Origin of the sequence: Sphingobacterium mizutaii (genome assembly GCF_900187125.1) — a bacterium.
In the GTDB taxonomy this organism is placed as follows: Bacteria; Bacteroidota; Bacteroidia; order Sphingobacteriales; family Sphingobacteriaceae; genus Sphingobacterium; species Sphingobacterium mizutaii.
Genome location: NZ_LT906468.1, coordinates 1,609,777 through 1,621,959, shown reverse-complemented (window position 1 = coordinate 1,621,959; position 12,183 = coordinate 1,609,777). Strand labels below are relative to the sequence as shown.

At 39.9% G+C, this 12,183-nt stretch carries 12 protein-coding genes; 1 reads left to right on the top strand and 11 read right to left on the bottom strand.

Annotated features, from left to right (window positions below):
• The first annotated feature begins 54 nt into the window (after positions 1-54).
• Positions 55-477: an NAD(+)--rifampin ADP-ribosyltransferase gene (gene arr / locus CKW03_RS06915; protein WP_093095282.1), complete on the top strand. Its 423-nt coding sequence runs from the start codon at positions 55-57 to the stop codon at positions 475-477.
• A gap of 158 nt (positions 478-635) precedes the next feature.
• Here the strand turns inward: arr and CKW03_RS06910 are convergent, their stop codons facing one another.
• The 11 genes from CKW03_RS06910 to CKW03_RS06860 form a co-directional block, all read right to left on the bottom strand.
• A complete protein-coding gene (locus tag CKW03_RS06910) occupies positions 636-1,880 on the bottom strand; it encodes a tetratricopeptide repeat protein (protein WP_093095280.1) in 1,245 nt (414 codons plus the stop codon).
• A 305-nt stretch (positions 1,881-2,185) separates the two neighbouring features.
• A complete protein-coding gene (locus CKW03_RS06905) occupies positions 2,186-2,512 on the bottom strand; it encodes a hypothetical protein (protein WP_093095279.1) in 327 nt (108 codons plus the stop codon).
• 127 nt (positions 2,513-2,639) lie between these two features.
• Positions 2,640-3,311 carry a response regulator transcription factor gene (locus CKW03_RS06900; RefSeq protein ID WP_093095278.1) on the bottom strand — a complete coding sequence of 224 codons (672 nt, stop codon included), beginning with the start codon at positions 3,309-3,311 and terminating at the stop codon, positions 2,640-2,642.
• Positions 3,308-4,012, bottom strand: a complete 705-nt coding sequence (locus CKW03_RS06895; RefSeq protein WP_186811874.1) for a sensor histidine kinase — start codon at positions 4,010-4,012, stop codon at positions 3,308-3,310. The genes CKW03_RS06900 and CKW03_RS06895 overlap by 4 nt, the downstream gene beginning before the upstream one ends.
• 701 nt (positions 4,013-4,713) lie before the next feature.
• Positions 4,714-5,439, bottom strand: a complete 726-nt coding sequence (locus CKW03_RS06885) for a hypothetical protein (RefSeq protein ID WP_093095274.1) — start codon at positions 5,437-5,439, stop codon at positions 4,714-4,716.
• A gap of 285 nt (positions 5,440-5,724) precedes the next feature.
• Complete coding sequence (locus tag CKW03_RS06880) at positions 5,725-6,888, bottom strand: Gfo/Idh/MocA family protein (protein ID WP_169918983.1); 1,164 nt, start codon at positions 6,886-6,888, stop codon at positions 5,725-5,727.
• A gap of 55 nt (positions 6,889-6,943) precedes the next feature.
• A complete protein-coding gene (locus CKW03_RS06875; RefSeq protein WP_093095272.1) occupies positions 6,944-7,708 on the bottom strand; it encodes an SDR family NAD(P)-dependent oxidoreductase in 765 nt (254 codons plus the stop codon).
• Positions 7,709-7,728: 20 nt separating this feature from the next.
• The gene (locus CKW03_RS06870) at positions 7,729-9,435 is read right to left on the bottom strand and encodes an IlvD/Edd family dehydratase (RefSeq protein WP_093095271.1); all 1,707 of its coding nucleotides are present in this window, start codon (positions 9,433-9,435) and stop codon (positions 7,729-7,731) included.
• Positions 9,436-9,463: 28 nt separating this feature from the next.
• Positions 9,464-9,640, bottom strand: a complete 177-nt coding sequence (locus tag CKW03_RS20325; RefSeq protein ID WP_157739417.1) for a hypothetical protein — start codon at positions 9,638-9,640, stop codon at positions 9,464-9,466.
• Between the two features lie 21 nt (positions 9,641-9,661).
• Positions 9,662-10,324 (bottom strand): sugar phosphate isomerase/epimerase family protein, encoded by a 663-nt coding sequence (locus CKW03_RS06865; RefSeq protein ID WP_139185405.1) that lies wholly within the window; start codon positions 10,322-10,324, stop codon positions 9,662-9,664.
• Between the two features lie 162 nt (positions 10,325-10,486).
• Positions 10,487-11,827 carry a MutS-related protein gene (locus CKW03_RS06860; RefSeq protein WP_093095268.1) on the bottom strand — a complete coding sequence of 447 codons (1,341 nt, stop codon included), beginning with the start codon at positions 11,825-11,827 and terminating at the stop codon, positions 10,487-10,489.
• Positions 11,828-12,183 lie beyond the last annotated feature (356 nt).

Here is a 12,183-nt window from a genome sequence, read left to right as displayed (position 1 = left end):
TGAAAAACATAACGTTCTAATGAGTATTAAATCCTAAAACTAATCTTTCAATTTATGTATGCAAAGGACCTGAAAAAAGGCAAATACGGACCATTTTATCATGGCACCAAAGCCGATTTAAAAGTAGGCGATCTATTGACAGCGGGAAGAAAATCAAACTATCACCCGGATGTTATCATGAACCATATATACTTCACCTTACAGGTCAATGGTGCCGGTTTAGCAGCCGAGCTAGCGCCCGGTGATGCCGAGCCGCGGGTTTATATGGTCGAAGTGACAGGTGATTTTGAGGACGACCCCAATGTTACGGATAAAAAATTCCCAGGCAACCCTACACAATCCTACCGAAGTAAAGCTGCCTTGAAAGTCCTAGCCGAGGTAAGTGATTGGCCGCGATTGAGTCCTGAAGAATTACAACGATGGCGCGATAACCTAGCAAAAATACATCGAGACCCCAATGCCATAATCATCAATTAATCTTTTTCTGATCTTTCAATCTTACCGTTTTAAAAATCCTTTTCGCCATTTCTTACTGGTTTTCATTCAGAGAATCAGCAGTAATCGTCAAAGAATTCCAATCCATTTTAACATGGATCCCAGTTATACCTTGACGGTCTCCAGTCTCCTTAATAAACCTAATTTTGGCTATTTGTTTCCAATTCTTTTGCTTTTTCAAGATCAGTCTCAGCCTCCGTATTTTTATTTAATTTCTTGTACAAACCTCCTCGCATTCGATAAACCCTAAAATCTTTAGGATTCATTTCTAGCGCCTGATTGTAATCTGTTAATGCCAGATCATACTTCTTCAGCTCTTCATAATTATTCGCCCGAAGGAAATAGTATTCATAAAAATCCGGATTCATTCCTATAGCCTTATTCAGGTCAGCTAATGCCTCGTTGTACATTTTGTTTGCATTGTATACCTTGGCCCTTTTATGATAGAGCTCCTCTTCCGACGGTTTCAGTTCAATGGCCTTATTGAAATCCTTTAAACTCATGGCATAATCCCCCATAAAATAATACATCGTACCTCGGTTCCTGAAGGATTCAAATTGCCTAGGATTAAACGCAATGGACTGATTGAGTTCCTTGACCGCCTCCAGATATTCTTTAGTATCTCCAAAAATATAGGCGCGAGCTTGATAGGCAGGTTCAAAGGTTGGACTTAGTTCACTAACCTTGTAATATGCGCTGAGGGCTGCTTTATAATCCTTCATCAAGGTCTTCACGACCCCTTTAGTAAAATAGGGCGTACTGTTATTCGGATTAATTCGAATTGATTGTTCCGCATCCTCCAAAGCTTCTTCAAACTCTTGGTTCATAAATTTGGCTATTGCCCTACGATAATATGCCACTGAAGAAGTGTCGGACAATGATATCGCTTGGGTAAAATCCACAATGGCATCTTCAATTTCACCATTATCAGTTTTGTATTTCCCTCTATTGATAAAACAAGGAACACAATCGCTTTCAACCTTAATGATTGCATCATAATCAGCGATTGCAGCATCAATATTATTCAAAACATAATAAGTTTCTCCCCTCAATTTAAGATATGGACCGGTACTGATGGGCTTTAGGCTTAGACCTGAATTAATGGCATCCATAGCCTTTCCATAATCCCCATTCAGGTAATACGCAGCAGCCAGATTAAGGTAAATGGAATCCACGGGCTTAATAGTCAATGCCGATGTATAACTTGAAATTGCTGCGGGGTATTGACCTAAATTATATTTTGCTTTTCCTTCTTGGAAATGATGAGTGACTTTGGAATTAACGGATTCTTGTGCAAAGCTAAGTTTGGAAAACAACAAACAAGTAGCTAAGCAAATAAGGAAAAATACGTAAGCACTTTTCCCTCTTTTTGGATTTGTTTTCATGGGTTTTCAATTGGTTCTTACATCAAATTTAGGAAATATTATTTGTAGTTCAGAGGGTACATTATTTGATTAAAAATCAGTGATAATAGAGAAAACTAATGGAGCAATAACAATCAATCCCTGCCATTTTTTTAAAATTAAAAATAGTGGTTGATTGAGCAGAGTCGAGTTCACAACCACAAAAAAAAGTCCCTAACCTAATTAGGAACTTTTACATTATTACTTAGTTAATAAACTACTCAGGCAAAATAATTAGCTGCTCAGAGCCTGAATAAAGTTGGTATGGTACATTTTTGATATGGGTATTACCCATAAAGCTTGATCCGTTTATTATCCCGAATCGTATGCTCGAAAATATGCAAGGCATCTCCAATAAATTTGCTTTTGCTCGCGATCATTTTTTGGAAGGTCGTCTTGATATTCGCTTCCAAGCTCTGCACATTATCCTGCCAACATTTCTCGGCCCTGATCTTGATCTCTGCATGTTCCGAGCTCAGATCTTCTAGATAATCATTGTACAAAAATTTATACGCTACAATACTGTTGATGTAATTGGTCAAATTCGGATCGCAGTAGGTAGATTCTATGGTATCTACATTTTCTTCTGGTTTCTTATTCAATTCTCGTGTCATAACAGATTGGTCTTAGATTCTTAGCAATTAAATTTCGTTGAACTTGATATATCAAAGTTAATGAACCTGTCCCCTGTTTTTTAGAGCACAAAAACGGCAAGTTGCAATTAGGTATTTATACGGAATGCTATTTCTTTGGAACAAACAATTCATTGGCTAAGGCGTAAATGACCAAGCCAACCGTGTTTTTAAGCCCCAGTTTATCCAAGATCCGCTGTCTATGGCTTTCAACGGTCCTCTTGCTCAAAAAGAGCTGCTCAGCAATTTCTATATTGGTATATTCTTCACAGATTAAGCGGATCACTTCTATTTCGCGCTCCGTCAACTGATCCTTAAGGTCAAAGGAGACTTTTTTATTGGGATTATTAAGGTATTGGTGCAGCAATTGGTAATCAGCAGCAGTAACATATACGCCGGTCTTATAAACTGTCTCCAGCGCCAGTTGCAAGGATTCTAAATCTATTACCTTAGGCAGGAAGCCTGAAACCCCCAACTTCAACATGTGCCCAATCATATTCGACTTGTAATGGGAAGATAAAATCAAGATCTTGATCTTCGGAAAGTTTGGCAAGAGCTGCTCCACCAGCACCAAACCGGAGATTGGTTCCATTTGGATATCTAGCAACAGGATATCAGGCAATTGACCTTCATCCATTGCCGAGAAATCAGCGATCAAGGTGCTAGGGTTTGTATTTTTATAGATTACCTCACAATTAGGAATCTTTCCTATCAACATACTCAGTCCTTCAACAAACAAGGACTCATCATCCATCAAAGCAATTTTCATCACACTCATCATACCGCCATTTTGGGAAATACCATCATTAATCTAGTTCCCTTACCTAATGAAGAACTCAATTTTGATTTACCATCTAATAATTCTACCCGATTGCTAATATTGGACACCCCCATCCCACTTCCATTTACCTTTTCAAAGCCTAGTCCATTATCCTTTAACAGGAAACTGAGGAAATAATGCCCATCTCTAACCAAGATCGATATCTTATTTGCCTTAGCATGCTTGATGGTGTTGCTGATAAATTCCAGGATTACCCGATAGATCTGTACTTCAAAATCAATAGGCCTTTCCTGATACTGCTGATGCAGGTACAGATCGACTTCATAACCAATCAAATTCTGTTTCATCTCTTCCAAGGTCAGGATCAACCCAAAATATTCCAGGTTCACTGGGTACATGCGATGCGAAATCTCTCGGGCAGAATCGATCAGCTGTTCGATCTTTTCGCTCAAGGCATCATATTGTTGCGACTCAATCTGTTCCTTATTGGAGATCAGATTAAGCTTCAGCACCTGCAATTTATTACCAATTTCATCATGCAATGTCCTGGCTATCCGCTTTCGTTCCTCTTCTTGGGTCTTGATCGCCAAAGCCTTAGTCTCCGTTTGAAATTTCAGCTCCTGTTCATGCCTGAGATCGTTCTCCTCCTGGATTTTCTTATAGTATTGGTTATAAAGGACGATTACGAATAGCACAATCATAATGGCCAAAATCAACAAGATGATTATCTCATAGATTTCGATGTAAATTTTCGAAAGGAAAAAAAGTAATACAGACATACGGCATATAAGCTACAGGACAGAATGTTGTTTATTGACCACAAATAGCCCGCATACTCGATCTTCAGATTACTCAATTGATTTAAAATCAAAAACAGTATGGTCGAAACAAAGTAATAGAGCAAGAGGGCAAACAATACCTGAAAGAGTCCGGGATTGTTTGATTTAAAACCCGACTTCAATGCATGTAATAAACACCTGCCTAATTCAAAAACTATTATAATATTGGAGATTGGTTTTATCCATTTCATCCAGGTCACGACCTGAATGAAATTGTGGATAGTAGCAGCTCCTATCAAAAATAAAAACAGCGCCAGGTATACCATGGACAACCTGCTTTTCTTAGATACTATACTATTGGTAAAATTCGTTAATAATAAGAGTTCCCCGGCAACAAAAATATTGAACAAAAACTCGGTTTTCTCTACAGAAAACACATAAATCAACAGTTTCGAAACAAGCTCGATCCCCAAGAGAAAAAGAAGAAAATACCTCAGATTCCTGGCTGGGACACTGAACTCAAAATGGTACTTAATATTCCAAAGACTCGCTAGCAACAACATGACATTGGACAAGCCAATTGTCAAGTAAAAAAAGAACATAATTTATCTTCATAAAATGGGTTAACCACCTTTTGGTTTACAAAATGGTGGACAAGGCTGCGACCAATTATATAAATTCGTCTGGATGGAATGCAATTTCGAATTTCCTAATACTGCCCCCTCATGGTGAACGAAAATTATCGTTGGCAACACCTCTGAATATATTTTTGAATATTTCAATGCAAATAATCCTATAATATCACGGCTCCCATCCTCCAGGTCCTCGATCGGAACATGGAATAAATTGAAGATGCTCTCGCCTTTTGTTTCCTTGATCTGTTTAAAGAACCAATCCGCCGACTCATTCCTCCAATCTTCCACTTGTTCCAAAATGGTATCCTGACATTCAATCTGATGCTGATATAACGGCTGTGACTCTTCCACGACCCGCGAAATCACCTTCAGATCACAGGATAAAACCGCTACCTTGGTTTGGGTCCTGACCTCCTGCTCCACAAATTTTATATCAGATTCCAACGGCCCTAAAAAGGAAATAGGATATTCTTTAAGATCCTTTTCTTGACCAGAAGGATCCAAAGGATAAAATATAACGATCGCCTTGTCATCATGGATTCCCATCTTGACAACAAAACATTCATTATCGTTATTCTTCAGTACCCATTTGATACTTTCTTCAGTTACCTTAAAAATGAAGTTCGAAGGAAATACCCTCAAAATTTCATTTATATTGCCTTTTGAAGATTGCCACTTTCGGATGGAAAGCTGACATTCCTTTCTATTTAGCATAATTGATCAGATTAGAGGCATAAAGATAAATAAACTATTCAAGCAATTCAATCAAATTAACCATTAATAACAATTACAACATACTGATTATTAATAATTTATAAAAATTATATTATTGAAATTATTTAATAATTTAAGACTCTATTTCAGCTTAGAAATTAATAATTAATCCGCTAAAATACAATGAAATAATTCACGATTTTAAGATAAATTTTCAAGCTTATATTTTTAGAGAACTTGCCTCCCTAAAAACAAAAAAACTCATCAAATGATGAGTTTAATATTTTAAAATGCCGTCCATTTGGCTTCAGACTGATTGGACTCCAATACCCGATCAATAAATAACATGCCCCGGATACCTTCTTCAATATTCGGATAAGCAGGAAAGGCAATTTCACTGCTATCCCCCGTTATTTTCTGCAACAGTCGAGCAGCGAAAGATTGATAGATATTGGCAAACGCTTCAATATAGCCTTCAGGGTGTCCCGTCGGTGTTCTGGTAAAGGCACCCGTCGCTTGGCACATCGAATAAACTTGATTGCCTCCAGTCCTATAGATCTGGATCGGTTGGTTATCCCATTTGACGAACAGAGAGTTCGGCTCCTCTTGCCTCCATTCCAAACCTGCTTTCTCTCCATAAATGCGGATCTTTAAAGCATTTTCTTCACCTGTCGCTACCTGTGATGCACTCAGCACTCCAGTTGCACCATCCTCAAATTTCAATAATACATCCCCATCATCATCAATTACCCGGTCGGTTCCGTAAATATTCAAATTCGCACATAGATGCGTTATTTTGAGCCCTGAAATATGCTCCGCTAAATGCGCCGCATGGGTACCGATATCGCCCATACAACCACTTTTCCCACTTCGGGCAGGATCTGTTCGCCATGCTGCCTGAACACTGCCTGTATTCTCGATTCCCTTGGTTAGCCAACCTTGTGGGTACTCCACAAAGATCTTGCGGATCTTGCCGATCAAGCCTTTTTCAACCAAATCTTTTGCCTGTTTTACCATCGGATAACCCACATAAGTATGGGTCAATGCCAACATCAAACCAGTTTCTTCAACCACTTTGGCCAAGGCTTTAGCTTCATCAAGGGTAAATGTTACCGGTTTATCGATAACAACATGGAAACCATTCCTCAAAGCCAAAACAGCAGGCTCAAAATGAGCATGGTTTGGTGTTACTATGGAAACGAAATCCATCCTGACATCCGCAGGCAATTCCATTTCCTTTTCGATCATTTCTTGAAAAGAAGAATAAACACGATCCGCTGGCAAGGCCAAATCTTTACCAGATTGGGCAGAAACCTCTGGTCGCGAACTGAATGCCCCGCATACCAAATCTATCTTCCCATCCAACAAGGCTGCAGATCGATGAACTGCACCAATAAAAGATCCCTGTCCCCCACCGATCATGCCCATCCTCAATTTTCTGTTTTCCATAATCACTTTAATTTTAACTTATACACTGAATTTATTTTCATAACCTTTTTTCACACTAATATGGGGACGGACTTACTGCAGACCAACCACCGTCTACAACAATCGTCTGCCCCGTAATATGCCGCGCTTGTTCACTGACCAGGAAAAGTGCGGTTTGGGCAATATCACTTGGGTAAGCAGCAGAACCGATCGGAGTCAGATGTGCCCAAGTCTTTTTATATTCTGGATCTTCCATTGTTCTTTCCGTCAATGTCGCCCCCGGTGCTACCGCATTGACATTGATCCCAAAAGGTGAAAGCTCCAAGACCAAATGCTTAGCTAATAGTTCAACCGCAGCTTTGGTCATTCCATAGGCTGCAAGTTCCTTATGCGCTTGGTGCCCTGTCACTGAAGAGGTGAACAGAATAGAACCTCTCTTCTTTTGTTCTATAAAATATTTTCCTGCCGCTTGCGCCAAAAAGAAAGTGCCACCAATATTTACCTGTAGCACTTTATATAAATCTTCTGCTTTATATTCCAGGAAACTCCCGAATAAAGTGATTCCCGCATTGGCCATCACTATATCTAAGGTTCCCGTCTTTGAAACGGCAAAGTCAACGATTTCCTGATTAAAACTGGCTGTTGATACATCGCCGGCAAAGGAATAACAGTTTCCAATCTCTTTTAATTGAGCTGTGGCCTCATCACATAATCCCGGATCCACATCATTTAAGACAACTGTTGCTCCTTCCAAAACCAAACTCTTGGCAATCTCAAACCCTATCCCTTTCCCAGCACCCGTCACTATGGCCGTTTTATTTACAAATCTTTTTTGTTCCATACTTTATCTTTTAATAACTGTTAATGCGAATCACGAAGCACCTCGCTTCCGGAACCTCCCTTAAGAAAATCAAGGTCTGCTCCTAAATGCGCCTGTTCCACATGGTCCACATATAACTTACAATACCCGCGGGTATATGGATTTCCTTCAACTTTTAAATTTTGCCTTCTACTCTCCAACTCCGCATCGTCAAGCAATAGATTCAATTTCCGCGCTTCCACATCCAATTCGATCAGGTCACCATTTTGGACTAATGCTAAGGTCCCGCCTACAGCTGACTCTGGCGACACATGCAATACCACCGTTCCAAAACCAGTTCCACTCATCCGCCCATCTGAAATCCTGACCATATCCGTTACGCCCATATCCAGCAATTTCTTAGGGATACCCATATTGCCGACCTCAGGCATACCCGGATAGCCTTTAGGCCCAACATTTTTTAAGACCAAAACCGAATTGGCATCAACATCCAGATCATCCGAATCTATCCTGTTTTTATAATCTTCAATATTCTCAAATACGACCGCCTTCCCTGTATGCTTCATCAATTCTGGCGTAGCCGCCGAAGGTTTCAGTACTGCCCCATTCTCACAGAGATTCCCCTTGAGCACCACAATCCCTGATATAGGGTTGAATGGATTATCCTTGGTTGAGATCACATCATCGTTCAGACTCTCTTGATCTTGTATATTCTCGGCAACGGTCTTGCCACTTACTGTCAAAATATCGGCATTCAGGGATCCTTTGATACTGTTCATCACGGCCGGTATGCCACCTGCATAGTACAGGTCTTCCATGAAATACTGCCCCGAAGGTTGCAGATTGGCTACTAAAGGTATATCCTTTGAATAATGATCGAAATCTTCTAGGTTAAGATCCACACCAATCCTACCTGCAATGGCCATCAAGTGAATTGCAAAATTGGTTGAACCTCCGATAGCGGCATTCACCTTAATGGCGTTCTCAAAAGCTTCGCGTTTCAATACATCGGATAATTTCAGGTTTTCCTTGATCATCTCCACGATCCTGCGACCTGACATCCTTGCCAATACCTTTCTTCTGGAATCAGCCGCAGGAATAGCTGCATTGCCAGGTAAGGTAATCCCTAAGGACTCCACCATACCTGCCATGGTCGATGCTGTTCCCATTACCGCACAATGTCCAATGCTACGACACATCCCTGCTTCAGCCATATTCATCTCCTCTTCAGAAATAAGTCCTTTTTTGGAATCATCCGCAAATCGCCAAACATCACTGGTACCAATATCCTTCCCTCTAAATTTACCTGTTAACATGGCGCCCCCTGAAACTACGATACTTGGAAGATCCACACTACAAGCACCCATTACCAAAGATGGTGTGGTCTTATCACAACCCACCAATAACACGACTCCATCCATGGGGTTCGCCCGGATGGACTCTTCAACGTCCATGCTCGCGAGGTTCCTAAACAACATTGCTGTTGGCTTCATTAGGGTTTCCCCTAAGGACATTACTGGAAACTCCAATGGAAAACCACCTGCTTCCAATACGCCTTTTTTTACAGCCTCCGCTAGATCACGAAGATGGGCGTTACATGGTGTCAATTCTGACCATGTATTACAGATGCCTATCACCGGCTTTCCTTCAAACATATCTGCTGGAATTCCCTGGTTCTTCATCCATGCGCGATAGATGAAGCCATCCTTGCCTTTTCTAGCAAACCATTCTTTGCTTCTTAGTTTCATATGTCGTAGCTTATTTTTATCAAAAGGTTTATTTGGCTTTTTGCCTGATATAATTTACGGATTCTTTTACTTCCTCAAAATTATTATCCCAATTATGCTCGCATTCTATAAAGATATCACCTGAGAAATGCTGACGCTTCAATTCAGCAAATACCTTGTCATAATCAATCACTCCTGCTCCAATCGCAACATCTTTTGCTTCCATATTTCCACTCGCATCCAGATCCTAGACATGTAAGCTCAGCAATTTGCCTTCTACTTTTTGTAAACATTCCACCGGATCCAGACCACTTCTTACCCAATGTCCAATATCAGCACATACCTTCAGATGATCCCGCCCTTCTACAGCTGCCATGGCGCTGTCAGGATGCCAATAACGACTCAATCCTTTTGCATGCTCATGGATGGCTAATGGAAGTTTATACTGTCCGGCCAATTCATTGATTTTATCCAGCAACTGCGGATCAGGTTCGCCGACCAAAAAATGTAAGCCTAGTTTTTGACCTTGGTTAAAGAGCTGCTCCCATTCTTCTATCGTTTTTCCATCAGCGTACATGGAAACCATCTGAACTTGGTTGCTATCCAATATTCCCTTCATTTTCGCAATCTCTTCATCCGTCAATGAAGCAATTACCTTCCCTCCGAACCGCTCTCCTAAATTATGAAAGGAGAAGCCTTCCACTTTTTGGGAATTGGCAGCTTTTGCCATTTCCACCGATTTATCGAAAGGAAAACGATTGAATGAATACAGTCCTACTCCAACCTCCATATTTTCAACTTCCAGGGTTTGGTCCTTTGCGGGTTTAGTCTGACCCGTACAAGAAAAAAATAGCATGGAAAGAACTACCATAACGGCGAGCATTTCGGTTCTCCGGAAAAATGTTTTCATAAAGCTATGATTTAGGTTTATTCAAGCATTTATTTGTCAATCAGCAAATGCCTTGGAATTAAGTTACTCTAAATTTAACGAATAAAAAACACCTCCAAGATATTTGGAGGTGTTTTTTCTGAAATAATTATGTTACTTCTTTTACTGTTCTTTAATATAATCTTAAGAAGTTGTATCTGCCGTATTTTTTATCTTATCAATAGAGTCAAATGCGCCACTTTTCTTCAGCAACCACATCCCCAATTTTTCCTCGGCTACCCCCTCTTTGATCTTATAGGTAAAAATTGGTAAGCCTTCGGGATCGCTCTCAATGTTCATTTTAAAGAATCCGACGGAAGGAATATGTTCTAGTTCCTTAGAAAGTTCGGTTATATGGGATGAAACGATCACATACGGTCCATCAACTTCGGCTAAATTCTGTAATACCTTTAATATGGCATTGGAAGCATCACTATGATTGGTCCCCTTAAATAATTCATCCAAGATAATCACCGCATTGGAATCCTTAGGCAATTGGTCCACGATCGTTTTCAATCGCATGGCCTCCACATAAAAATGGCTATAGCCCATTTCTAGGTTATCCTGCAGGTTGATACTGGTAAATACACCATTGATCAAATCGGTCTTGATAGAATCTGCTGGAACTGGAAAGCCGATATGGGTCAGATAAAGTGCTGATGAAATCGTCTTGATGATCGAAGACTTCCCAGCCATATTGGCCCCTGTCAAAAACCAGATCTTTTTGTCCCTCGCCATCCTGACATCGTTCTTTACAGGATTCTTATGGAAGATATGGTAAACCCCTTTCATCTCGATCACTCCGGTCTGATTTTTCGGATAGACCTCCGGATAGCAAAAACCATGCGCTTTGGAGACCTTTGCCACCGACAAGAAAGCATCGATCTCATAAAAGAAAGTAATGATCTTTTTGATCTTTGGCGCCAAGGTATAGCGTACCATTTTATCAAAATTCTCGATATTAAAGATATTGATGCGCAGCTTATCCGCATCATATTTCTTCTTTTTGAAAATCATAGATAGGCAATCCTCGATTAATTGAAGGATTTCTTCCACGTCGGGATATTTCACATCCTTGTTGATCTGCAAATAATAATCGCGGCATTTGATCATAAAGTCACAGGCCTCTTGAATGGACCTTTTCTTATAATAATAAACCGGACTCCGAACCCCAATAAAATCCATCAAGGTTAATGACGCTGCACGACCGGAATGCGAGGATTTGACATATTTCTCCAAATCCTTCACAATCACCCTATAGAATAAAAAATCTTGATCGGCGACAGGCTCTAGACGGCGGATCTTGGTCTGCCGATCCTTAATAACATCCACATCCAAGACTGGATTATAGAACACATCCATTAAATAGTACATTCCCCCATCGGTAATGGTATGGTCAAAGAATTCTAAAATAGTACGGTTATGCCTATCCCTAAGTTGGATATCTTGTAAGGTCTGTTCATCAATTAAGAATTTTTCACTCATAACGATTGGATTAGATCGAATGTTGGTTATTTAAATTGCTTTACACGCCAAGGATACTCTACTAAAAATACAATTTTCAAACCACTTACATAGCTAAAAATCATATATATTTCGAGATGGAAACAATCCCTTGTACTGTTTTCCTTTTAAATAGGATGCTTTCGGCAGTATAATTCCATATTCTTTTTCAATAAATCTTTCATTTTTTCAGTAAACAATTTAAAATGAAATGGTTTCAGAAATCCGAGAATGCTTCGACCCTTGTTTTACCCATATTCGGGACAGCTTGCGAAAATTCGGAATGAGTCTCGAATAAGGTCAATAAGAAGCAGGAATAATTAGGTAATATTTTATAA

What these genes read in the sequence shown, in the direction of transcription:
- arr (WP_093095282.1), top strand. Translation starts at nt 55, where the DNA reads ATGTATGCAAAGGACCTGAAAAAAGGCAAATACGGACCATTTTATCAT.
- CKW03_RS06910 (WP_093095280.1), bottom strand. Translation starts at nt 1,880, where the DNA reads ATGAAAACAAATCCAAAAAGAGGGAAAAGTGCTTACGTATTTTTCCTT.
- CKW03_RS06905 (WP_093095279.1), bottom strand. Translation starts at nt 2,512, where the DNA reads ATGACACGAGAATTGAATAAGAAACCAGAAGAAAATGTAGATACCATA.
- CKW03_RS06900 (WP_093095278.1), bottom strand. Translation starts at nt 3,311, where the DNA reads ATGATGAGTGTGATGAAAATTGCTTTGATGGATGATGAGTCCTTGTTT.
- CKW03_RS06895 (WP_186811874.1), bottom strand. Translation starts at nt 4,012, where the DNA reads ATGATTGTGCTATTCGTAATCGTCCTTTATAACCAATACTATAAGAAA.
- CKW03_RS06885 (WP_093095274.1), bottom strand. Translation starts at nt 5,439, where the DNA reads ATGCTAAATAGAAAGGAATGTCAGCTTTCCATCCGAAAGTGGCAATCT.
- CKW03_RS06880 (WP_169918983.1), bottom strand. Translation starts at nt 6,888, where the DNA reads ATGGAAAACAGAAAATTGAGGATGGGCATGATCGGTGGGGGACAGGGA.
- CKW03_RS06875 (WP_093095272.1), bottom strand. Translation starts at nt 7,708, where the DNA reads ATGGAACAAAAAAGATTTGTAAATAAAACGGCCATAGTGACGGGTGCT.
- CKW03_RS06870 (WP_093095271.1), bottom strand. Translation starts at nt 9,435, where the DNA reads ATGAAACTAAGAAGCAAAGAATGGTTTGCTAGAAAAGGCAAGGATGGC.
- CKW03_RS20325 (WP_157739417.1), bottom strand. Translation starts at nt 9,640, where the DNA reads ATGGAAGCAAAAGATGTTGCGATTGGAGCAGGAGTGATTGATTATGAC.
- CKW03_RS06865 (WP_139185405.1), bottom strand. Translation starts at nt 10,324, where the DNA reads ATGAAAACATTTTTCCGGAGAACCGAAATGCTCGCCGTTATGGTAGTT.
- CKW03_RS06860 (WP_093095268.1), bottom strand. Translation starts at nt 11,827, where the DNA reads ATGAGTGAAAAATTCTTAATTGATGAACAGACCTTACAAGATATCCAA.